This window comes from Hymenobacter sp. 102 (assembly GCF_049949205.1).
Taxonomy (GTDB): domain Bacteria; phylum Bacteroidota; class Bacteroidia; order Cytophagales; family Hymenobacteraceae; genus Hymenobacter.
In genome coordinates, this window is sequence record NZ_CP188172.1 from 4,706,102 (window position 1) to 4,728,873 (window position 22,772).

The 22,772-nt window shown below is 57.1% G+C and carries 15 protein-coding genes and 2 pseudogenes; 8 read left to right on the top strand and 9 right to left on the bottom strand.

Annotated elements, in window-relative coordinates; all coding sequences use genetic code 11:
• Position 1 precedes the first annotated feature (1 nt).
• The 3 genes and pseudogenes from ACN19L_RS20365 to ACN19L_RS20375 all read left to right on the top strand — a co-directional run bounded on the left by ACN19L_RS20365 (position 2) and on the right by ACN19L_RS20375 (position 4,562).
• Entirely contained in the window at positions 2-3,697 is a 3,696-nt protein-coding gene (locus ACN19L_RS20365; RefSeq protein WP_426491284.1) for a hypothetical protein, read from the top strand.
• 37 nt (positions 3,698-3,734) lie between these two features.
• Positions 3,735-3,899, top strand: a pseudogene (locus ACN19L_RS20370) (DnaJ domain-containing protein); the annotation flags it as partial.
• Between the two features lie 408 nt (positions 3,900-4,307).
• Positions 4,308-4,562, top strand: a complete 255-nt coding sequence (locus tag ACN19L_RS20375; RefSeq protein WP_426493609.1) for an SH3 domain-containing protein — start codon at positions 4,308-4,310, stop codon at positions 4,560-4,562.
• Between the two features lie 12 nt (positions 4,563-4,574).
• Here the strand turns inward: ACN19L_RS20375 and ACN19L_RS20380 are convergent, their stop codons facing one another.
• On the bottom strand, positions 4,575-4,952 hold the full coding sequence (locus ACN19L_RS20380) for a hypothetical protein (RefSeq protein WP_426493622.1): 378 nt from the start codon (positions 4,950-4,952) through the stop codon (positions 4,575-4,577).
• 762 nt (positions 4,953-5,714) lie between these two features.
• A pseudogene (locus ACN19L_RS20385) lies at positions 5,715-6,287 on the bottom strand (DNA translocase FtsK); the annotation flags it as partial.
• Between the two features lie 537 nt (positions 6,288-6,824).
• On the opposite strand from ACN19L_RS20385, the gene ACN19L_RS20390 reads away from it, so the two are divergent.
• Positions 6,825-7,538 (top strand): hypothetical protein, encoded by a 714-nt coding sequence (locus ACN19L_RS20390; RefSeq protein ID WP_426491285.1) that lies wholly within the window; start codon positions 6,825-6,827, stop codon positions 7,536-7,538.
• A gap of 103 nt (positions 7,539-7,641) precedes the next feature.
• Complete coding sequence (locus ACN19L_RS20395; protein ID WP_426491286.1) at positions 7,642-9,261, top strand: hypothetical protein; 1,620 nt, start codon at positions 7,642-7,644, stop codon at positions 9,259-9,261.
• 262 nt (positions 9,262-9,523) lie between these two features.
• On the opposite strand, the gene ACN19L_RS20400 is transcribed toward ACN19L_RS20395, so the two are convergent.
• From ACN19L_RS20400 to ACN19L_RS20430, 7 genes are all read right to left on the bottom strand, one after another.
• On the bottom strand, positions 9,524-11,584 hold the full coding sequence (locus ACN19L_RS20400; protein ID WP_426491287.1) for a hypothetical protein: 2,061 nt from the start codon (positions 11,582-11,584) through the stop codon (positions 9,524-9,526).
• 46 nt (positions 11,585-11,630) lie between these two features.
• Positions 11,631-12,443 (bottom strand): endonuclease NucS domain-containing protein, encoded by an 813-nt coding sequence (locus tag ACN19L_RS20405; protein ID WP_426491288.1) that lies wholly within the window; start codon positions 12,441-12,443, stop codon positions 11,631-11,633.
• Between the two features lie 127 nt (positions 12,444-12,570).
• Positions 12,571-12,909: a nucleoside triphosphate pyrophosphohydrolase gene (locus ACN19L_RS20410; protein WP_426491289.1), complete on the bottom strand. Its 339-nt coding sequence runs from the start codon at positions 12,907-12,909 to the stop codon at positions 12,571-12,573.
• A 3-nt stretch (positions 12,910-12,912) separates the two neighbouring features.
• Positions 12,913-14,079: an HNH endonuclease domain-containing protein gene (locus ACN19L_RS20415; protein WP_426491290.1), complete on the bottom strand. Its 1,167-nt coding sequence runs from the start codon at positions 14,077-14,079 to the stop codon at positions 12,913-12,915.
• 88 nt (positions 14,080-14,167) lie between these two features.
• Entirely contained in the window at positions 14,168-17,074 is a 2,907-nt protein-coding gene (locus ACN19L_RS20420) for a DUF3427 domain-containing protein (protein WP_426491291.1), read from the bottom strand.
• Between the two features lies 1 nt (position 17,075).
• On the bottom strand, positions 17,076-17,468 hold the full coding sequence (locus ACN19L_RS20425; RefSeq protein ID WP_426491292.1) for a (deoxy)nucleoside triphosphate pyrophosphohydrolase: 393 nt from the start codon (positions 17,466-17,468) through the stop codon (positions 17,076-17,078).
• Between the two features lie 363 nt (positions 17,469-17,831).
• The gene (locus tag ACN19L_RS20430) at positions 17,832-20,696 is read right to left on the bottom strand and encodes a T9SS type A sorting domain-containing protein (RefSeq protein WP_426491293.1); all 2,865 of its coding nucleotides are present in this window, start codon (positions 20,694-20,696) and stop codon (positions 17,832-17,834) included.
• A gap of 225 nt (positions 20,697-20,921) precedes the next feature.
• On the opposite strand from ACN19L_RS20430, the gene ACN19L_RS20435 reads away from it, so the two are divergent.
• From ACN19L_RS20435 to ACN19L_RS20445, 3 genes are all read left to right on the top strand, one after another.
• Complete coding sequence (locus tag ACN19L_RS20435; RefSeq protein WP_426491294.1) at positions 20,922-21,173, top strand: hypothetical protein; 252 nt, start codon at positions 20,922-20,924, stop codon at positions 21,171-21,173.
• A 45-nt stretch (positions 21,174-21,218) separates the two neighbouring features.
• Complete coding sequence (locus ACN19L_RS20440) at positions 21,219-21,824, top strand: GrpB family protein (RefSeq protein WP_426491295.1); 606 nt, start codon at positions 21,219-21,221, stop codon at positions 21,822-21,824.
• A 375-nt stretch (positions 21,825-22,199) separates the two neighbouring features.
• Positions 22,200-22,727, top strand: coding sequence for a hypothetical protein (locus ACN19L_RS20445; RefSeq protein WP_426491296.1), 528 nt, complete (start codon positions 22,200-22,202; stop codon positions 22,725-22,727).
• Positions 22,728-22,772: the final 45 nt, after the last annotated feature.

Here is a 22,772-nt window from a genome sequence, read left to right on the forward strand (position 1 = left end):
TATGCCTAGAACTATATTAACTGTCGTTAACCGTCAACGCGACGAATTTACTGGCTGGCGCCGCACGGGTGAAATCAACTCTGTCCAGTTGGAAAATGGTCTGCCGGAAGATATCCAAGGTGCTCCTAAGCGCTCCTCCACGGCCATTCCGACGCCTTTTGGCCGACTACACTTGCTGGAAGCTGCTTTCCGATTCGTCAAGAACAATCCGGAGGGCAATACGCACTCGCACGCGCTAGTTTCCCAGTGCTGGGACCTGTTACAGCTGCTGTTCTTCAGCCGCCCCACTGATGCCTACCGCATTGACTTCACTTCGTGGCGCCGGGACGAACAGCTCACCGCGCTCACCGATAAGGGACTCAATGCCCGCTCCCGTCTGTTGGGGGATACCCTGGGATTATTTCTGCAAGACAGTCAGTTTGCGGATCTGCGAACGATTTACCTTATCTGGGCCGTCAATACGGCCACCAACGAGCGCTTGCTGCTGGGGGCTACCTCCCCGCTGACGCTCGTGTTCGTGCAGCCAGACGTAGCGAAGCTGCGCACCCTGCAAGTGCAGCGGCGCAGCTCAGGAGGCAACCAGGGCTTCTACTTTGACGCGGAGATTATCTCGCTTAGCCGCCGCCCGCAAGCTTTTCAGGAATACATTTATTGGCTCTTTATCCGCAACGCGTCCCTGCGTACCCGTTGCAAAGCCATGTACGACTCGCTGAACCAGCAGGTCTACAACGATCTGGAAAACGACACGGACAAACTCAATCACCTGGAAAACCAGTTCAAGGAACTGGAAGACACGGCGGCCTCCCGGGTCGAAGCCGTAACCGGCGTGTTCCTGCAGCGGCTCGCGGATCAGCGCGATACCAGTGACTGGTTTTTGGTGGCGAATCCCTCCCTGCCGCAGACGGGGCGCCCCCCGCTCGTGCTCAAGCCAGGGCACGATGAGTTGCGCACCACCAACTACTTTAACGGTACATCGGCGGACGACCGCACCAAAATTGCCTGGGGTTACGCCCAGGATAATCTGGAGGAGCGCGTACTGGAGACGATTGGTACAAAGTATCCATTCCTGACAGTTAACGACTTCCTGGAAGAGTATTTGGTTGAATTGCCGTACGAGGCTGACACCGAGCGCTTCTACTACGGCAAGGTGCAGTGGGCCGGCGGCGCAACGCCCGAGCAGCACCCGTTCCGGTTCTTGTTACCACTTCGCAAGCGCTGGTTTACGTACTTTTTGCCCGCGGACCTCGATCAGTACCTGAGCTTTACTATCTACCCTACCCGGGTAGTAGTGACCCTCTCGATTCCCGTGGGCCGCAACCCGCGGCAGCGCGACCGGCTCACGACCTACACCCGCGAGTATACCGTCCGCTCCGCCAGCGCCCCAAGATTGCGCGATCTGCAGCCGGCCATTGCCGTGGGTCCGGGCGAGAAAGAGGATAAAGGGGGTAAAGTATATGCCGAGCTAGGCGCGGCCCTGTTTCCCTTCCTGCGTTTCACCGGCGAGGACGACCGCAGCCTGAATAACCTGTATTTTGTGCAGGTGGCGGATAATGCCCCGCACGAGCCGGCTCGCTTATCCTTCTATAACGGTACTACGCCCGTGGAAGACCGGGGCGCGGCGCTAGCGGAGCCCAGCGAGGAGCCCGGATACTGGCGTCAGCTGCGGACGCGCCGCGTGGAACCGTCCAATTCCACTACGTCTTCCGATCCGGCCAAGCAAACCGAGGCTCTGCCCACGACGGTGTATTACCAGATCGAAAACACCGCTTTCGATTATATTCAGTTGGAGCACGCCCCGGTGCGCCCCGAGGCCCCGGCCGCCACCTCACTGCTCGTGCCCCGGTGGCAGGGGTACGCCAAGGCAGATGGAACACCTACGACCCTGGGCGGTGGGCGTGAATTTACGTTCGGTGTGGATTTCGGTACGACCAGCACGCACGTAGCCTACGTCACCGACCAGGACCGTGTACCAGTGCCGTTGCGGGTGGAGGAAACCGACCGGCAGAGCGTCACGCTCAGCAAATCCCTGCGCGAGATAACGCCCGAGGGCGAAGAAGCTTCTACCAAGACTGCCGTTGCCGCTTTCTTGGCCGCGCTGCAAACCGTGCTGCACCGGGAGTTTGTTCCGGGGCTGATTAATTCCAAAGGAGCCATCGCCTCCTTTCCGCTGCGGACGGTCAGCTGCGAAGCTCCGTCCTTCCTGGACGGGGGCGATTGGATGCTATTTGGTGACATCAACGTCGGTTTCTACCACGCCTATGACCAGGAAACCGACCAAAACCAGGCTATCCGCACCTATAAGACGAATCTTAAATGGGAGACTAGCGGGGCAAGTTCGCTGGGCAACAAACGGCTGCGCGCCTTTTTCCGCGAGCTACTAATGCTAATTAAGCATGAGGTGGCCTTGAACCGTGGTGACGTGCACAAAACGCGCTTGGTATGGTCGCGGCCGCTGAGCTTAATGGACGAAGCCGCCTTCAACGGGATCTGGCTAGAAGAATTTAGCCGCGTATTCGCCTCGAGCCCTTATGAAGCGGCAACCCGGATACGCTCGTTGAGCGAGTCCTGGGCACCGTTCGAGTACCTCAGCTCAGAGTACGCGAATCTACCCGGTGATGATAAGCGCATCGTGCCCTCGGACACCAAAAACGTGGTAACCGTTGATATTGGCGGCGGCACCACCGACATCCTGCTGCTGGAGGGCACGGCGCCCGGTAAGAGTCCGGTAACGAAGGCTGCGCTTTCCTTCCAGTTTGCCGGCGACGTGCTGTGGGGCGACAAAACCACGGGGGCCGGGCAGCTCGAAAATGGCTTCCTGCGCTATTACATGAAGCAGGTATTGGGGCAGCGATTTGGTCGGCAGGAAGCCACTAAGGCGGCCTGGGCTGTCATTGAGTCGGCGGCTTCGCGCTCGAATACGACCTCGCCCGTCCCGTCCACGGAAATCATCAGCTTGCTGTTCACGTACGATAAGCTGAAGTTTACCGAAACCATCGCCGGCGCCCACAACCTGCGCATCGTGCTGCTGCTGCACTACGCGGCTATTATCTACTATATCGGCCAGGCCTGCAAGGTCTATAACCTAGCCCTACCGCGTTACCTGGCCTTTAGCGGTAAGGGTAGCTTATACCTGCGCATGCTTGACCCAGATGTTCGCCTGCAGCAGCTCACCCAGCTCACGCGGCGCATCCTGGAATTCTCCTCGGGCGCCAAGATGCCGGAAACTAGCAACCCGTACGAATTGCTCAAGCTGGCTCCCGAACCAAAGGAAATCACGGCCTACGGGGCGGCCTTGTGGATGGCGGAGAACAAGCCTGACCCTGCCGATCAGCAGGAAGGCGGGTACTTTGCTGGCTATCGTCCGCAGGACGGCAAAGAGCTGCCCAAGCGTACCCTGCTCAGTGAGGCGACAAGCCTGCGCCAGGGCGTGCTCGATAACGTGCACACGTTCCTGCAGTTTATGCTGCGTAACGAAGAGGTTACGGATATCATCGAAAAGATGCGAATCCAGTACGACCCCGTCGTGGTGTATGATTTTATGCACCAGCGTCTGGAGGACAGTTTCGATGCGGGCATTGAACGCCTGGCGAAGGATTTGGCTGGCAAAAGTGAGAATCAACGCAAACTCACGCAGCCCCTGTTCTTTCTCCCCATCCGAGATGCGCTGACGCAGCTCTGCACCAATTTAACCAAGTAAGAGCTGGTGCGGAAGAGCGCCTTGAACTGACTTTGTTGTGAAAACGCACTACGACCTACTCGGGGTAGCTCGCTCAGCCACCCGGGAGCAAATTCATGAAGCGTACCAGCAGATCGCGGCTTCGCAGGCGAATCCATTGGCATTTCGCTTGCCCGATGAGGTGGAAGAAGCGTACGACGTGCTGCTAGATCCAACTCGGCGAGCGCAATACGACGCCTCGCTGGAACCCACTCCCGCCCCACCGCGGCCAGCTCCACCACGCCCGGCCCCCGTTTCCCGCCCGGCTCCCCCGCCCGCCCGGCCAGTCCCTCCGCCCACTCCTCGTCCAGCCGCGCCGCGGGCTACCGCGCCCGCCGCCGTACCGCCCCCCGCAAAAACAACCCCAACTGCCCGGCCGGCAGCCACCAGCAAGCCAGCGGCTGTAGCGAGCCGACCGGCAGCCCCCGTCACCGCGCGGCCGGCGGCGCCGAAAGCGCCCGTGCGGCCGCCGCAATCCCCCCCCGGCTCAGCATTCCGACTCGGTTACTTTGTCGCCCGATTCAAGCGCCCGCTGAAATGGCTGGCGGTACTGGGCGTGCTATGGTGGGGCGGTAGCTACGTGTTCGGGGCAATGGCTGCTTGGATAGCCCTGCATTCCCGGCCCACCCTCTACTCCGTGCGCGTCACTTCTAAAACCGGGCTAAACATGCGTGAAGAGCCGGCTACTTCGGCGGAGGTAGCGGCCAAGATTCCCTACTTTGAGACCATTAAGGTTATAACTGACAGTACCGTACAAACGGATGCTGGTCCAATGGAGCGCTGGTACGAAGTAAACTACGATGGCTCCTTCGGTTGGGTCTCAGCCAAGCATGTAAAGAAGCTGTAGGCACTCGACCCATTACTCTAGGGTTTCTTCCAGCAGTTGCTCGGGCTTGAGCAGGATCAGGTGAAATTGAGCATCCATGGTAGCCCGGATACTGGTGCGCGTGCGTTGGTAGCGGCGCCCGTGCACCAAGTACGCCCGACTCACCTCGACGTACTGCAGGTGGCGGGACCCATCGCGTACTGGCTCAGAAACTCGCAGCGAACCCGGTTCAACTTGCAAAACGGCATCGCGGCGTTCCGAGAAATGTCCTTCCTGCAAGTAAACGTGGATGGCGGCGGGCGTGGTGTTGGTTAAATTCTTGTACCGCTGCACCTGCGACGCGAAATGGTTCTCGGCCGCGAAAGGCGGGGCCTGCAGGTCGGCGTACAAGGCGGCCAGTACCTGCCGCACTTTCTGCTTAGCGGGTGAATCGCCGGGCTCCGGAGCCGCGACTACTACTGCAGAAAGTTGCAGTGGCTGCGGCCCATCCCCGCCGGGTCGCGCCGCGGGGCTAGCAGCTGCGTTAGCCGCCCTAGACGCTACTACCGGCCGGCGCACTGTTTCTACCCGTGCCCGACTAGGGACCGGACGCGATGGCAAACTGGTTGCAACGGTATCTTGCTGCGCCGCGGGCTGCGTGGCCAGCACCTGTGCTGCACTGTCCTGAACTACTGGGGCAGCCGACAGAGTGTCTTCCACGATAGACACGGGCGTACGCTGGCGCACTGGTTCGGCTGCTGTCGCTGATGCGGTCGTGGATGGACGCGTACCGACTGCTACGACTGCCATCGCAGCCGGCTGGCTGGTGAATACACTTTTAACCATTCGGTATCCACCCCACGCTACTCCCAGAATCAAAACTAGGCCCAGACCCAGCAGCACAAATCCCATTCGGATGTTCGGCTCTGGCTGCGCAGCAATAGGTTGCTCAGTTACTGTCTTAGATGGTCGTTGGGCCGCCTGCGATGGAGAATCAGCAGATTGGGAATACGCCGGCGATGCGGTTAGTGTCGGAATGACAGCAGCAGCAGCAGGTAAAACAGACGGAGCGACCGTCGGCTCAGAACTACCGGCTGGGGAATCAATCTGACTGTATACGGGGTTAGCTTCAGCCGCGGCAAGTGGCAGCAACTGACTGAGGTAGTGCGCAAGCGCACCAGGGGTCATAAGTACCTGGCGAATACCGGTCGTAGCCGCAGGCGAGATAACTTGTGCAAACTCTAGCTGCGCTAAAATCCGTCGAGCGCGGGGATCGCCAACGCGTAACTGCTGCCGAAGCAGCGTGGGGGACGCCTTGCCTGCAGCTACGACGAGCTGCACAGCTTCGCCGTACAATGGATCTCGTGTGGGGGGGACAACAAATCCGGTTGGCGGCCTTTCCTCGTTCGCACGAGCCTGCCGGGACTCTGTCGTTGCTACCGGGTGGAAGTACGCCAATAACTCGCGCACCGAGAAATCATCCGCTGTAGCATCTGGTGCATCCCGGTTCTTCCTAGCGGCGTGAGGAGTGGCCAGCAACTGTTCTAATTCGGCTTCGCTGCTTACCAAGACGTGCTGCGCTCCAAGTGAGTTTGGCGCCCCAATGATTCCTGCATTCTCTAGCGCCTGCATTAGTAAGGCGGCTTCCTGACGCGAAATACCCAACTCCCACTCCAGCAGCGTAGTTACAGCCTGTTTCTTGGCCAGCACTAATCGGGCAGCGCGTTGTAAAGCAAAATCAAGCTCAAATAGAGGGTTATCTGGCATCAGGAAAGACTAACAGTAACAGCTAGAGGAAGCAGGCAAGTAGAACGCTAGAATATGTCACAAGTTAGCGTGCACCTCGATAACTGCAGCCTATTGCACAGGTTTTAGAATGAAGCTCAGTAAATCAGATATTCGACCCGAGAATGAGTTACTTATTCTCTCTATATAAAACTACCCCATTAAGTATTTTTTTAGCTCCCAAGTCATTTAAACATATCCACAAATATCGCAATTCGCTTGATTTATCACAATAATAACTGTTTTTTCAAACACTATGTTACTGAGTAGATAGATAAAAACATGCTTTATCAGCAAATACCAGCCTAATAATAGTCAATTTAATAATCAAACATGAAGTTCAATCACCAATGAATGATTGGACTGTTTTGACATATATCTGATATTTAATTATCGAATCTGATTACAAAAATAGCCCCATAAAATAAATTATCATCTCATTTGTCAATGTATTAAAGATAAAAAAATATACATGTCTTTAGTGATTATCTGTAAGGTTTAGCAACTATCTTTACCAATATGAAAACATTACTCAAGACCACTATTTCATTTGTTGTCTTTGCTTTCCTCATTGATGGCTGCTCCAATGATAGCTCGTCCTCCACGTCGACATCTACGGAAGAATCAGCTCCTGAAGGTTATGAAAGGGGATTAACCTGCTCAACCTGCGAAGGAACAGGCCGCTACTTGCGCGATTTAGCTCTTATTCCTAATACTAAAGGAAACCCCTGTGCTTCGTGTAGCGGAAAAGGATTCAACTGGAGGAGGAAATCAGATTATTCTTACTCATCAAGCAACAACTATGAATCTAATACAGCTGATAACTCTTACGTATCAGAGCCATCGACATCTAGTACAATGACTGCTGATATTCCACTTTCTGATCCTTCTCAGAACCGAAATGCAGATGACACCTTAGAATATACTGAAGATAAAGAAATTGCGTTAACCACTAGATATACAGGCAACGTTGGCAAACTTACTACTGCTTATGACATTAAAATAAGCAATAACGAAATCTCTGGCTCTTACTTTTACCTTAGTCGCCCATCTAAAGTATATCGTTTAGAAGGGCAACTGGAGCAGGATGGTACAATGAGGCTTATTGAGTACACGGATGGGGAGCAAACGGCATCCTGTGTCTTGACTAAGGCAGCAGCAGAAAAGTGCTACTTAGGTAAAATGAACAACACCGACGGACGATCATTCAGAATGTCCCTATGCGAGCAATAGTTTTCTAATTAAGAACAGATATTCTGTTGGCTAGGGGCTCGTTGGCCTGGAACAGGGCACTAGTAGCAGCTGGCTTGCAGCTTACCTCCCACTAATCTAAAGTATGGAATTCTTTACGGAATCAGACCTTGAATTATTACATTCCTATGCGGATAAGGAGTACAAAGGTTCTCAACGGGACAAGCAGATTGAGAGTGAGCTAAAGGATACCGTTTGGGCCAAAACCAAGCACTGGGGAGAGTTGCTGGCTACCGACGAGTTAAAAATGATCAGCCGGCGCTCCGTAACCAAACAGGCCGGGAAGACTAAACGTGGAGCCGATGGCCGCCAGCGAATGCGGAAGGTCTATCGCTTCTACACGTGGGCACGCCTGCTACGTCCTGACCACGACCAGTACGGCGTGTTCTTTACCGTTGGCGTGGATGGGCATTCGAAAGAGCTAGGCTGGAAGCTGGATTGTCGACGAGCTGGCACTGGCGCCCTAAACGAGGAACAGATTGCTCGCTTTGATGACTACCAGCAGAAACTTGCGCCCCAATCTAAATGGGTTGGCGTAACGATGGCGGATCTAGAGGAGTGGGACTGGAAGCGGCTAGTTAAGGCGACTAAACAATTCATGGCAAAACATGCCGCTACTTACGAGCAGGCAATTGCCCATGTATGGCACGGGCAGGAGCCGGGTAAAAACAAGCTCGCCCGCGTATGCTGGAACACGTTGGGCTGGCAGCGTCCTTCCGGACCGGTTGGCAAAAGTACCACCGCTACCAGTCACGAAAGTGGCCATGTTGCGGGGTTTGGCGCGGAGGAATGGCTATTTGATTACGAACGGCTGATTGATGGCTATCACTACGGATTCCTACAAGCCTTAAATAGCGTCAACGAAGAAGCTACGCATGCAGGACGAAGCTTCAATATTCGCTTGTTCACCAGAAACGATGCAACGAAAGAGTATTACTATGTAGGACGCCTCATGAATGCTCATGTCCTTACAAAGCAGGAGCGAGAGAAGGCGGAGAGAGTCTATCTCCGGAACGGGTGGCGGGATGATATGCAGCAGGAGATTGTCGAGGCCGGTGGGACTGGCAATATTGAAATGGGCAGCTATGCACCGGGGCCATTCAATGTAAGGTTTCGGCCAGAAGATGTAGAGCGCCCGGACACCGCCGATGGATTGGAGCTGATTGATGATATCAGTGAATGGACCGCCAGTGTCCGCTACAAATTGTTCAACGATTACAGGAAGCCGCCTGTCAAATCGAAATCAAAAGAAGAAAAAGGCGCACACGTCATTTTCAAGGATAAACCTGAAAAGCGGAAGGCTACCCGCCAACGCCAGACTCAAGGAAAACAGATAGAGTTGGCCGGCCTGCACGATAAAGTGCAGGATCAACTATTTACGTGGCTTAAACAAAAATATGCAGGACAGACTATCAGCAGTGAAGCCTTTATCGAACCATATGGCACTCGGATTGATGTCGTGCGAAAGCGCCCAGACGGGAGTTTGGTTTTTTACGAGGTGAAGGTGTATCCACACATCAAAGCATGCGTTCGGGAAGCACTAGGTCAACTTTTGGAATATGCCCATTGGACGTCAAATGACCTGTCGCGTGAATTAGTAATCGTTTCCTTTCACCCCACTACCCCAGAAGTAGAAGAGTATCTGAAGAAGTTAGAAGTTACGTACAAACTGCCCCTTAGCTATCTGCAGATCCCGCTTACGTAACGTCTGCAACTGAACAGTCTTTTACTTCGCTTCAGGGCTTAGCCTGGTATTATAGCCCACTCGTAGTGAAAATGAAAGAATGAGGCATGTTGACTTCAACGGGGCAAGCACGTAGGCCACCAGCCCAGTTCTGGTGCACGTGAGCGGGTGTATGTAAAGGTCTTCTCAGGAGTTAGCTCCCTACGTAGCGCAGGGGGGGGGCCGAGGCAAGTGCGCGGCAGGTGCTGATAGCAGCCCGGCAACTCTAGTTAGAGAAGTCGAGTTATTGATTTACGCCCACATTAGCTGGGGTGAAGGGAATCATTTCTCCTGAAATATTAGGAGACCGCCATTCCGCTTGAAATAGTTCGACCGTAGGAAGGTGGGCTGGGGCGACCGGAGCAGCTTTCTTTTTGCTCGAAGGTACAATCGCGTGGTTTGATCCAAGTACTGCCGCGCTTAGCACACCGACTCCGATTGCCCCAACACTGGGCCGGACAGGAGCGACAACGGGGCGCTGCGGTGACGGCTCGGCAATGATGCTGCCGGTCAAGTCCGCGCCTAGGAAGTCATCCCGTAAGCTTTTCACCTGAATTGGGTTCACGCAGGCGCAGGAAGCACAGTTTAGTTGATAGGTAACTCCATCCGTTGACTGTACTTGCGTTGCTCGTTCATCATCAGCTTTTAGATCCTTGAGGCAGCGCATGGCAGCTGGTGAAAAGCCGAACAAGAGAACACCTTTTGTGACCGTCCAGGTATTATTGACTATCGCCGCTTCAGTTGGCTGAAAGATGGGGGTAGAATGAAATATTTGCCCGGGCTGATTTGTGCCAGCTAACGCGCCTCTTAACTTCTTTGCCGTTTCTACCGACATATCAATACGGATGGTATCGTTCAATCCACTGCGCGGCGCGTAGTCAGATTGCTCCAGCAACACAATGAACTGTTGCTTATCCGCGTCGTAGCGGCTCAGGTTGGCGGTAGTTCCCTGGTAACGGGTTAGATACCGCGTTTTTGCCGCCGCCGTGAGCGAGGTCACGAGATTGGCGAACTCCGCTTCCCCCTTTTGTTGCACCCGCACCCGCACCTGATCACTCGTTTCGAATTCCTGTTTCTCTGCCCACTGCTTGTACGCATCCCGAATACTGGAACCGAGCTGACCGTAATCAGTTGCTAATAGTAGCTCACGTTGCCGATTTTGGGCATCTACCGAGTCCTTCCGCGCTTGCTGCCGACTTTCCAACGCACTTTCCGCCGCTAGTTGCCCGCTAGCCTGTTCTTCTTGCTGCTGGTCCGCGTCTAGAGTTGCCTGCGTCGGTTGGGCCCTGCGAAGCGAAGCTGCTTGGCTGGAACGCTGCTCATCGACAACTAAGCGCCGTAATGGCAGGCGGATAGGCAGCGTGCCCTGCATAACTTCATTGGCTAGGGAAGCCTCTACCACATTGCCGGCCCCAAACCATCCCCGCAGTGCTTTCGCTACTGGTCCACCGGTATGATGAGGATCTAGCTCTTCAACTCGGTAGTACTTCTCATCCACCAGGACACCGCTCGAATCAGCCGGAAGCTTTTGCAAGAACGCTGCCGCTAGCTTGCTCTCGTCCTGCACTACCGTGGTCTCACCAGTGGATGTATTTCTGGTAACGACACGCGTGAGAATGCCCTGGTCAAATACGTACGTAGTCTGAAAAGCAATCCCCTTTTCCGTATACCCGTACAGCCAGGAGCCATGGCAATATCCCTGAGTAGAGAAATGGCCCGTTAGCGTTGTATGGTCCTGCGGGCGAGTGTCCGAGAACGTGCCCGTAAACTGATTGTGAGTGAATTCGGCTTTAGTATTGTGCGTGAAGGTGCGCTGCTTTCCGCTGAGTGAAACCGGCTTGCTTCCAGTAAGCAGGGACGCATTGTTTACCTGCGCTTGCACCTGACGACTATAGATATTATCGGCGGCACTGGCGGTTATGGTTCGGGTAATGCTCCAAGGACCCGTCAGTTGTCCCTTCAGAAAGGAGCCCGTTGCAACGCATGAAATCCGGTAATCCACGACCATTGACGCCACCGGTTGATTAACGAGTTGAATGCGCCAAGGGCCTGACTTGACATTGCTGGCGAAGCCTCCGGTGATCGTGGATTGCTTATCAGCCGCCGTAAAGCGGAAAGGCCCCTGAAACGTGCGGGACCCATCCGCCGCCGGGACGTAGGAGTAGGTTGCCGTACCCATTAGATGCTTGGTTCTAAAGGCACCTTGATACGTTTTTACTCCTTGAGCTGAGACAGGTTGCTGTAGCAATAGGCACAAGCCCGTTATGCTTGCGCAGATACGCAGGGAAGTGAATGATGCGGACACTGAATGGATGGTTTGGGATAAGCAGGCTTTACTGGTATAACGTCCCTTAGCCAATGACAATAGAGGGCTGCCGGTCTTGACAAAGCTGTTCTTCAATAAAGTCGTAGCTGACCAGCTCAAAATCCAACGCGCCGGTATTCTTATCAAATCGATACAAGTACCATTGCAGCTCGGCCTGCTGGGCCTTGGTCATCCCGTGCAGCGCTTTGGCCGTATCCACGTCCCGAATCCCAGTAACCAGAATACCACGGGCGCAGCAGTCCCGGTTGGCCTGCTTAAGCATGCCGATATAACGCAGTACTTGCTCCACTGCTGATTTTCCGCCGCCAGCGTGCTTGAGTTCCAGCACTACGGGATTACCCTGCCCATCCTGACATAGGTAATCAAACCGGTCGTGGGTAAAGGCGGGGCTAAACTGCCGTTGCGGCTTGCTGAGCCCGAGTTTCCCAAATAGATTCTGCTGCTCGATGTAGGATTCCAGTCCCCGTTCCAACTGTTTACGGGCAGAAGTGGGGGCAGCTTCTCCCTCGTCGAACAAGTCGCCTAGGCATTCCACCGGAAAGCAGTAGAGCCGGACACTCTGACTGAGTTTGAGCGACATGCTCAAGGCCGGATAGACCGTCAGATTGCGAGCAGCCAGCGTTTCGGTGATGAGGCGCAGATTCGCCTCGCTGCGTTTCTGGTAGCCGAAATATCCCAGCAAGCTAGCTACTTTCAATCCCTTGTACCCGTTCTGGTGAGCGGACTTGGCTAGCTCATCAAGCACGGCGGACCGCTTGGCGGCGGGCGTTACTTTTACGGAGCGTTTGGGCTTAGCAGGACGGGCAGCAGGAGGCGACGGGGTAGACGTATCGGCCATAAAATGAATAGTTGTGGGTAAATAGGGCACCACCAAATACCAGTGCAGGGTGGTTGCGCAAGAGTTAGTGGGTCTGTAAGGTAAAACCTACTGCTAGAATTAGCCAAATCTTCGTCAAATCTTCGGCTCAAGCGTCCGACCGGGAATCGGCAGGCAATATCTCGAGTAGCTTAAGGCGCTGAGTAAATCCCCCGCGTTCCTGGTGCCGCTGCTGGCGCATTGCTTCTACCGTCGTGAGCGCAAGACCGTGCGTAGCTGCCAGGGCCTGCACCACTTCGAGCACGTCGGCTAGTTCCTGCAGCAATTCCTCAGGGCGGGCCGCTTGCACTTCCAGGGCTTCCTCTACCAGTTTAGCGCGCAGGGCTTGGTTGTACTCATCTGCCGGCATCGTTGCGGTGCGGCATTGCCGGCCGGACTGAGTAATAATGGCCGGGATATGATCGCGGATGAGCTTGTTGTAGAACATGGGTTAAAAGCGCTGGACATAGCGAGCGGCGGCTATGTCGTTGATAAACCGGGTGGTACGGGTGGCTAGCTGAGTAGCAAACGTGGGGCCGGGCAGCAGTCCCGTGAAGCGCAGAGTGGCATCCTCGTGCATGACCCGGTGGAGCGTAGCCGACTGTTGATACTGGGCGTACGCTTGCGCCAGTAAAGGTTCGGCCGCGGCTAGGCGCTGGGCGTCCGGCACCCGGTCGCGCTTGACGTGCTGGTTGAAGTGGCGGTCTACGGGCAGCAAATTCCAGAGCTCGTTGACGGGGTAAACGGTAAGGGGCAGCAAGTGGTCCAGGTCGTATTGCTCGGGCTGCGTGAGGGGCTTTTGCGTCCAAGGGCAGACAAAGTGGACCTTTTCGTGGAGGAGGATATCCACTTGGTTACGCTCCCAGGTGAGCGGGCGGCGGTTGTCGGGGCGAGCGGTGAGCAGGGTGTATACTTGACCGCGGGTGACGAGTTGACCAGCATCCTGCGTAACAGTTTCGGTAAACAGGCTCCACTCGTGCAGGCAAAGGGCCTCCACGTAGAGCGAGAGGCGGTGGAAGGCCTCCCACAACCCGGCAGGAACAACAAGACAAGTATCCTGGGGACGGGTGCCGGGTAGAGCCGGCGTTGACGGGGGCAGCTGGTCGAGGCGGGCGGGCTTATCAAACATCGTCCACTCTCCGGGGCCGGCGTAGCGGATGGGCATTAGCAGGGCCTTGGCGGCCGCCGCTACGGCTTGGGCGTACGCCTGCTGCAGGGCCGAATCATACCCCGCGCGACGGCGCGGGGTGCGCATCTCCGTGAGCAGGAAGAAACCATCGGCGACTTGCGCGGGCAGCTGCACCGTCGCCTGCCACTGCTGCCGCAACTGGGTAAGGGCGGGCCGAAAGGACACGTCGTTGCGCAGCCGGCCGTCAACAACCGCACGGGCCCCTTGGTAGATGGGCTGGGCATCGTCAGCGAAAGGCCAGTAATAAGCTGTCCAGAGTTCCGCTAAGCGCGACAAGGGCACGGCCACCGGCTGGTTGGCGCGGGCTAGATCCGGGTAAAGGAGCGCAAGGTCGTTGATGGCCCGCAGCAGGGCTATTTTATAGCTGTTGGTTTTTTTATCGTGCTTGAGAATAGTGGCGATGGCTTGCTCACCGGGAATAGCGGACATAAAACGATTGCTGAAAAGAATTAAGCAGCACGCCTGGACAACAGGTTGACTATTACGTGAGTAAGCTGGCAATCAGTAGCACCAACGCCTATTCGCTGGTCTGAGGAGCAGTAAGGTAGGTGTAGATACTTTCCTCCACTGGCTGCACCATTGTAAAGCGCATCTTGACGACCGGTTTTAGCTCGCCGGCATCATTTCGCATTTCCGTTTCAGCAACCGAATCAAGCTGAGGAATTACCTCCCCCATGTAATAATGATCATCTCCTTCGCCGTCGTGCTTTTTAATGAATAAGGGGAGCCGTAGGCCCGCCTGGTATTGCAAAATAGCCTGGACATCTGGGCTGGTTGCGCGACGATTAGACTTCGACATCCACTTGAATTCTAGGTTGCTGAGAAAACTATCATCGTAGTTCGTGCTCATCGCAATCCCATCGGCCTTGTGATAGTTGACGAAAAGCGGGCACGTTCCATCCTTGACCTTATAGCCATACACCGTGGCACTTTCGTCTTTCTCCCAATTCAAGATGCGGCAGACATCGCGCCGTGAATACTTCTGGTAGAGGAAGAACCCCTCCACAAATAAGCTTTGCTCGCAGTATTGGGCGTATCGCGTCTGGGCAAACTGCAGCGTATCGACTAAGAATGTTTTAAAAACTGGATTAGCGAGTAGCGCCTCAAACGCCGGGGTAAACTGGAGGCGGCCCGCATTTTCAAATACCACGTCCTCGTGCTTGCGGCGGAAATTAAAATTCAGGTTGCTCAGGCACGAGGCTAAAGTGGCCGTGCTGGTAGTGGGACTGAACTGGTGCGCTACGTATTGGCGCACTTGGTCGTAAGTTACGGACGGCTGCTCCAGTAATAAGTGTAGAATCACGACCTCCTCAATCCGCTTGGCGTTGGCCAGATTTTCGGAAATCATTTCCAACAACCGCACGCCATCCGCCTGAATAGCCCCTTGCAAAGAACCTTCCTGTAAGGCCGCGCAGTTAAAGAAGGAACCAAAGCGTGAGACGTACTGGAAGGGATCACGGGCCCCTTGAGCTAGGAAGTCCATCATCCTGGGTGGACGACCTAACCGAAACTTCAGCAGGTCGTAATCCTTGAGCAAATCCCGACGGCCATTGATGCTCGCCGAGTCGATGGCATCGTAGATTTTCTGCCTGGCAATGGGGTCGAAGTTTACGGTGGACTCGCCGGGCACCATGCTGCTGCCGGCAGCCATGAGTTTGCGAAGCGTGTCACGGTTATAAGAAGTATCCCCGAATAGGGCGATGGGCACTAGATAGTTGTTGCGGTAATTGCCGATGAAGTCAATGACCGTGAGATATTCCTTGCCTTCAGCTTTGCGCAGGCCACGGCCCAGCTGCTGCACGAATACAATGGCCGACTGCGTGGGCCGCAGCATAATGACCTGATTGAGCCGGGGAATGTCAATTCCTTCATTGAAGATATCGACGGTGAAGATGTAATCTAACCGGGTGGATTCCTCGTCGCTTTCAAGCCGCGTAATGGCCGCCGCGCGATCGTCTTCGCTACTGGCGCCGCTTAGAAAGACAGTGCGTAAGCCTCGCTGGTTGAATGCTTCGGACAAAAATTCACATTCGTTGACCGTTCGGCAAAAGACCAGTCCCCGTGTGCACCCGGAGTCACTACCATAGTGGGCCGCTCTGTCCACGATATGATTCACCCGCTCATCTGCTACGAGCAGCGAAAAGGCCGCATCCTCCTCAATTAGTTGGTTATCGACCGAAACATCCGTGACGCCAAAGTAATGAAATGGACAAAGCATGCGTTCTTCTAGCGCGCGCTGCAAGCGGATTTCGTAGGCAATGTTGTAGTCAAACTGCTGGAAAATATCAAAGCCATCCGTTCGCTCGGGCGTGGCCGTCATGCCCAAGAGGAACTTTGGCTTGAAGTGGTCCAGAATGGTTTGGTAGCTTGCCGCACCGGAACGATGCGTTTCGTCGATGACGATGTACTCAAAATGATCCGACGCGAATTCTGCCAAGTCCTGCGCCTGCGCCATAGTTTGTACGGTGCAGAACAGGAAATCCGCTTCCCGTTCTCGGGTAGCTCCCGAGTAGAGGCCCATGGTCCGAGCGTTACCAAATACCTGTTGAAAGGTCTTCATGGCCGCCTTGGCGATGTTGGTCCGGTGGACGACAAATAAGAACTTGGCCGGATTTACTTTCCGTACATCGAAAGCGGAGAGATAGGTTTTGCCCGTGCCAGTAGCTGAAATCAGCAGGGCCTTTTCCTTACCCTGGTCACGGAGGGCCGCCAGGTTAGCCAGGGCTTCCTGTTGCATGGTATTGGGCACCACGGCCGGGCCAGCCAATAAGGCTATTTTTTTGGTGAGCTTCTTCCGTAGTGTTGCTTGCGCTCGGTAAATCTGCTCATAGCTGGTAATGAATGCTTCGTCCACAACGGTGGCCGTATCGAAAGCCTGCTGAAACGTTTCGAGAACGTCCGCCATCAGATGGCTACTAGCAGTGGCCGACACCTTCAAATTCCACTCCTTATTGAGCTGAAGAGCACTGGAGGTAAGGTTACTACTGCCAATTAGTAGATTATAGCCAAACGGTTTTTTGAATAGGTAGCCTTTGGCGTGAAAATTACCAGTAGTCGCTATTCTTAGGCAAATATTTTCAAACTGCAACAGCTTCCGCAGGGCTTCGGGTTGCGTGAAATCGTTGTACTGGGAAACCAGAACGCGACCGCGAACACCTTTTTGCTGGAGAGCATCTAAGGTGTTTAAAATAACGGTGACCCCGCTGGACGTGGCGAAGGCGACCGAAAACCAGAATTCATCACATTGATTGAGCTGCTGGTCCACCGTGCTCAGCACCGTCCTACCCCGAGCTTTATCGTTTACCAGCAGTTGGGGAAGATGGTCATCAAGTGCGGTGGCTGTCCCGTCAACGAAGCCCTTAGTTAGACTAGCTAGTAATTCGGTGGAGAAGGCCGAAAAATCAGCGGATGACGCAGCGAGCATACTACTGGGCAACGAGTTTAGACACGAAGGGAATATCGGCCGCCGCCCAATCTAAGCTTGGCAGTTGGTGAGCGGGCAACCATTGGTAGGCAACGTGCTCGTGCAGGGTAAGCTGGGTTTGCCCTGCGCGGCACAAAAAACCGTGCATGGTAATTTTAAAGTCCGGGTACTCGTGCTCGACTGTCAGAAACAACTCCTGCACTTGAATATCGAGTTCCAGCTCTTCCTTAATCTCACGAACCAAAGCCTCTTCGCGGGTTTCCCCAGCTTCTACTTTGCCCCCTGGGAACTCGTACTTGTGGGAGATGTAATCATACTTACTGGGCCCGCGCTGCAGGCAGAGGATTTCCGTACCATTGATGATGATAGCGGCGACAACTTCGTGATGTTTCATGGAATCGGGTATGAATGCGCCACTGGGGTAGAAGGGTGGGCAGTTCGAATCTTTTTGCAAAGAAGTATCGGATATGCATACCAACATACCCTTATTGGGTTCTTATTGCAACGGGGCGGATTTATACGGAAAGGGGCAAAATCCTCATTTTGGCTGTACCAGCGCTGATTATGCAAAATATCTATCAAGTAGGAAATCCTTTTTGATAGGCTGGTCATACCCAGTGTACACTTTGGAATCGATCTTTTTCGGGCTGTTTTTCGGTTACCCGTTCTGATAATCGGGTTGAGCGTGTAAATCCGCCCCTTTGTAATAAGCCCCCCTACATAGCAGGCGTCTTTCGTTTTATTCCTGGTGATCTCCTTACGGCTGCACAAGCAGGCGCAGCACGCTGGTATTGCCCTCGTGCTGCACCCGCACCAGGTACACCCCGGCCGGCAACGTGCTGGTCGGCACCGGCAGCGTCTGCGGGCCGGCGCTCTGCCGCTGCCGGGAGGTCAGCACGGTGACCGTGCGCCCGGCCAGATCCAGTACCTCGGCAGTTACCGAAGCGGCCGTGGGCAGGTAATAGGAAAGCGTGGCCGAGCCCGAGGCCGGGTTGGGGAACAGCTCCAAGGCCAGCTCCGGCCGGGCCGCATGGGTCGGCGTCGCCGTGGTGCGGGTGTACCAGATCGGGGAAGTCACGATCCGGTCCCCATCCTGCTCCAGGATAACGGCGTAATAGTAGGCCGTACTGCCCACGGCCAGGCCGGCATCGGTAAAGCTCAGGGCCGTGGGGCCCGAAACGGTGGCCACGCTCTGGGCCAGCTGCCCGCTGCCGGGCGTGCCCCGCAGCAGGGTGACGGAGCGGATAGCCTCCCCGTCCAAGTCAGTAACCGCGAGCGTCACGGCCGGAGAGCTCGCCCCGGACAAAATGCTGCCCATCGGCTGCTGGTTCAGGGAAAACGTGACTTCCGCGTTCCAGTCGTCGGAGGCGTAGAAGCTGCGCTGGCGCATAGCCGTGAGCAGGTCCGCCCTGGTCAGGCTGGGGGCCACGATGACCAGGCGGCCGGGGGTGGTGCGGTTAAAGGTCGTATTGTGGTTGTCGTGGTCGTAGCTGATGCCCACGTGGTAGCCCTTGCTCAGCAGGGTGGTGTAGGTGCTCTCGTAGCTGCCGGTGGAGGGGTTGGAGTAGGTCACGTTCGTGGACGTGGCCGGACCGGAACGCAGCACCGAGCCTACCACGGCCGAGTCGGCCCGGGTATTGAAGCTGCCCGAGGCCAGCCCGTTGTAGTCCCCGCTCTGGGGGTGGGCCAGGGTGGCAAAGGCTCCGGGGCGCTTGTTGATCTGCCGGAACAGGGCCTGGTAGTCGCTTTTGGGCACGTACACGTCGTAGTTGCCCGATTCCCAGCCCAGCAGCTGGTTGACCCCGTACACGAGCACGTGGCCCCCGCCCGAAATCACGCCCCACTCCATCCCGTAGAGGGCCACGAACTGGCTGTTGGTGGCCTGGTCGGCCTGCTGCAGGCCCCGGGCGTAGTTGGCGAGGCTCATGCCCGCCTGGGCGTGGTTGTGCTCGGAAATGCCCAGAAAATCCGAGTGCAGACTCGCATCGGCAAAGGTGAAATCCTGCAAAGGCGTGGAGGCCCCGGAGGAGCCGGCATCCTGGTTGCCGTCGGAGTAGGCCGAGTGGGCGTGCAGGTTGCCGAAGTAGAAGTTGCGGGTCCCGGCCGGGGGCGTGGGCACTGCGAGGCTGGCCGTGGCCGGGCCGCTGGTGCGGTAGGCCGTCGCGCAGCCCGTGCCGTTAAACTCGTACACGGCCGCGTACAGGGTCTGCCCGGTGGGCAGGCCCGTAACGGTAACTGAATTGCCGCTGCCGGCCGAGACCACGTACTCGCCCGGGCCCAGGGCGGCTCCGCTGCCGAAGGAGGCGCTGGCGGCGTAGCTCGTGCCGCTGACCGGCAGGGCGGTCGGGGCCTGGCCCATGCGCACGACGACCAGCCGGCCCGTGCCGCTGCCCGGCTGCCAGCTCAGGACGGCCCCGTTGGTGCCGCTAAGCGTGGCCGTCGCGGCCGTTGCCGGGGTGGCGGGCGCGGTGGCCAGCTGGCAGGGGTCGGTTTGCAGGGCCCCGGCCATACTCACGCTCTGCAGGTAGTTGATGGTGCAGCCCCTACCCTGGTACTCGAAGAGTTCGTAGAGGTAGCGGGTATTGGGCTGCAAGCCGGTCACCGTGGCCGTCGCGGCGGGACCAGCGTACACGCTGTAGCCGGCCGGGCTGAGCGCCGCCCCCGTCCCGTAGACGCTGTTGGCCGGATACTCCGTCCCGTCGACCGGGCGTGAGGGTCCCGTCGTGCTGGCCGGGCGCAGCACTAGCAGATGGCCGCTGCCGTTGCCGGGGGTGATGGTGAACGTGGCGCCCGTGCTGGTGGTCGTCACCCCGGTGACCACGGCGTTGGTGGTCGGTTCCGGACCGGGCGCGCAGGGCGTGGAGGTGTAGATGTTGTCGAAAACGGCGTACTCGGTTTCCGTGGTTACGTGGTTCCAGAGCCCGCCCAGGTAGGGCAAGGGCGTCTTCGTGTACACGGAGTCCGAGCGGGTGCCCACCCGCACGAAGGAAGCGGTGGCCGGGTCATCAAAGCTCTGGTTGTTCTGGGTCTGCTCCAGGGTCCAGGTGCTTTCCTCCGGGGAGTAGGTGACCCGCACCGTGAAGTACGGCCCGGTGGAGGGCAACGGGGCCACGGCCACGGCGGCCAGGGTTTTGAGCACGGTCGAGCCGGAGAGCCCGTTCTGGAAGCGCACCAGGCGCAGGCTGTCGCTGGCCCCGCTGTTGCCGTACACGACGGCGTAGCCCGTACCCGTGAGCAGGTCCGGGGAGCTGCCGGCGATGACAAAGCCCACGGCGTAGTTGTTGTTCAAAAAGCCCGAAGGGTTGGGTCGTGACTGCTGCATGTTCCAGGACCAGCTCAGCGCGCCCGCGTTGCTCTGCAGGGTGGTGGTGTAGCGCCCGCTCATGTCGCGCACGGCAAAGTCGCGGCCCAGAAAGCGGCTGCTCAGCCGCAGCTGGTTACCGGTGACCGAGACACTGGTGGGGGCGGCCGTCTCGGTTTCCACCCAGCCGCTGCCGACGGTGGCGTTGTCCGGGCGGTTGAAGTCATCGAGCAGGGCCGGGGTCTGGGCCAGGGCCGCGGTGGTGAGCAGGCTCAGGGGCAGCGCCAGGCTCAGGCGCCCGAAGCGGGTAGAAAGCAGCATGCAGAGAGGCAAAAAGGGAAAACGTGGGGGAAGGCAACTGCTAAAGATAGCGCCTGCGCGTCGGGCTTGCTATTGGTCGGCCCCGGCTATTCGGCGCTCCGGCGGCCCGCTTGCGTTTGCCCGGGCCAGGAGCTACCTTCAGGGCCGCCCCCTGGCCATGTAGTTACCGCTGCCCACCTGCTTATTCGCCCGGTTATTTGCCCGGTTTCCCACTCTATTAGTCCGATGATGACGCTTAGCCTGCCGGAGTTTATGGCCCTGCCCCCGCAGCAACAGAGCGAATATATTCTGGAGTACGGACAGTATTTGACCTCGCGGCGGCAGGCGGGCTACGGCATCAACCTGTACTGGCTGCACTCCTTTTTCTGCGAGCTCCGGGTGCAGCAGGACACGCTGGAACTAAGCCCGGGCCGGCCCTTTACCAGTGCCGGGGAGCTGACTGCCTACCTACCCTATCTGCCGTTGCCGGAGGGGTAAGCTGGGTAACCCCCTAAGCTTACATGTTCTTTCCCCCACCGTTCTATGTTGCAAAGTCCCGCGTTTGCTTCCTCCCGGCCAGTGGTGCTGCTGCCCTACCAGCCGCGCTGGGCCGAGGAGTTTACGGCCCTGGCCGGGCGGCTGCACGCGCTGGCGGAACCCTGGTTTCAGCGCCTGGATCACATCGGCTCGACCGCTGTGCCGGGCCTGGCCGCCAAGGACGTCCTGGACGTGCAGCTTACGGTCGCCGACCTGACGCAGATTCCCCCCCTGCTGCAGGCCTTGACCGGGGCCGGCTACCAGCTCCGGCCCGGGTTTCAGTACGATGAGTTTGCCGACCTGCCCGCGGACTCCCTGGACTTGCGCAAGGTCTACCTGCGCGAGCCCGCCGGGCAGCGACGCCTGCACCTGCACGTGCGAGAGGCCGGGCGTTTTAACACCCGCTTTGCCCTGTTGCTGCGGGACTACCTGCGCGCCGAGCCCGCAGCAAGTCGGGTCTACGCCCAGCTGAAAGAGCGGGCGGCCGCGCTGTTTCCGGCCAGCATCGCGGGATATCTTTACCTGAAGGAGCCCGGGTTTTATCTGCTCTATCAGGCCGCGACCCGCTGGGCGGAGCAGACGGGCTGGGAGCTGCCGGGGGATGCCCGATAAGGCGGACCTCCAGATAAACACAGGTGTTGCCAGAGCTGGGGCTTAAGTGCCTTACGGATCTTATGACTGTAACCATATTCAGGATAATATCCATACGGGTTGTCGGAGTAGCGAGGGCCCGTAGCTTAGATCCGCGCCAGAAAGCCAGTAATACTGCCATGGCGGTGGGTCCGCTAGGGGCCAGCCAATTCTACTCAGCTCAGCAACGCTATCTGGTACACTGCCCTATCCTTTCGTTGGTATACTCTAGGACCCCGTCAGTCGATTATTGCTAGCGTGCTCGGTCGAAATCCACTACTCTTTACTCGCCCAATTACCTTGCCGGCAGTGGGTTGTGGATTTATCTCAGAATTACACTCCTCTTTTTAAGACCGTATGGAGCACGCTTTACTCTCATCCCCCCCGACTACCTACCTGGCCCGGGAGCGGGCTGAGCTGGAACACATTGTTTCGCAGTGGGCCGGGCAGGAGGCGTCCGGGCTGGTCCGGCAGCAGCTGTCGGCCGCCGGGTCCGGGTTGCTTTCCCTGCTTCTGGATCTAACCAGCCGGACGATAAGTACCAACCTGCAAGCCTACCATGTGCGGGAGCTGCTGGGCGGGGCGCGGGCGCTACGCGGGGGGCAGGTGCAGGCCACGGCTGACGACTGGCAGCATCAAGCCGCCACCCAGCTCTGGTCGGGAACCTGGACGCTGGGTGCAGCGCAGGGCCTGCGGCCGGGCCGGGTGCTGGTGGGCATTGTCCAGCAGGCCGATGCGCTGGTGCAACTGCAGGAGCTGGAACAGCTGCTGGCTATGATCGGTGCCCAGTGCGGGGTAGAGGAGTCAGTCATAGCCCTGGGCTGGGGCTATACCGACGCTCCGGGCACGGGGGTACGGGTTTTGCTACTGGCCGGACTCCAATAAGCTAAACTACAAGCCCGCAGCCCCCAGAACCACCAGGCAGCTTGG

Excerpts from the sequence above, each read along its gene's own strand:
- ACN19L_RS20405 (WP_426491288.1), bottom strand. The coding sequence starts at position 12,443 with ATGGCCGATACGTCTACCCCGTCGCCTCCTGCTGCCCGTCCTGCTAAG.
- ACN19L_RS20435 (WP_426491294.1), top strand. The coding sequence starts at position 20,922 with ATGATGACGCTTAGCCTGCCGGAGTTTATGGCCCTGCCCCCGCAGCAA.
- ACN19L_RS20445 (WP_426491296.1), top strand. The coding sequence starts at position 22,200 with ATGGAGCACGCTTTACTCTCATCCCCCCCGACTACCTACCTGGCCCGG.
- ACN19L_RS20415 (WP_426491290.1), bottom strand. The coding sequence starts at position 14,079 with ATGTCCGCTATTCCCGGTGAGCAAGCCATCGCCACTATTCTCAAGCAC.
- ACN19L_RS20375 (WP_426493609.1), top strand. The coding sequence starts at position 4,308 with ATGGCTGCTTGGATAGCCCTGCATTCCCGGCCCACCCTCTACTCCGTG.
- ACN19L_RS20420 (WP_426491291.1), bottom strand. The coding sequence starts at position 17,074 with ATGCTCGCTGCGTCATCCGCTGATTTTTCGGCCTTCTCCACCGAATTA.
- ACN19L_RS20430 (WP_426491293.1), bottom strand. The coding sequence starts at position 20,696 with ATGCTGCTTTCTACCCGCTTCGGGCGCCTGAGCCTGGCGCTGCCCCTG.
- ACN19L_RS20395 (WP_426491286.1), top strand. The coding sequence starts at position 7,642 with ATGGAATTCTTTACGGAATCAGACCTTGAATTATTACATTCCTATGCG.
- ACN19L_RS20410 (WP_426491289.1), bottom strand. The coding sequence starts at position 12,909 with ATGTTCTACAACAAGCTCATCCGCGATCATATCCCGGCCATTATTACT.
- ACN19L_RS20425 (WP_426491292.1), bottom strand. The coding sequence starts at position 17,468 with ATGAAACATCACGAAGTTGTCGCCGCTATCATCATCAATGGTACGGAA.
- ACN19L_RS20390 (WP_426491285.1), top strand. The coding sequence starts at position 6,825 with ATGAAAACATTACTCAAGACCACTATTTCATTTGTTGTCTTTGCTTTC.
- ACN19L_RS20365 (WP_426491284.1), top strand. The coding sequence starts at position 2 with ATGCCTAGAACTATATTAACTGTCGTTAACCGTCAACGCGACGAATTT.
- ACN19L_RS20440 (WP_426491295.1), top strand. The coding sequence starts at position 21,219 with ATGTTGCAAAGTCCCGCGTTTGCTTCCTCCCGGCCAGTGGTGCTGCTG.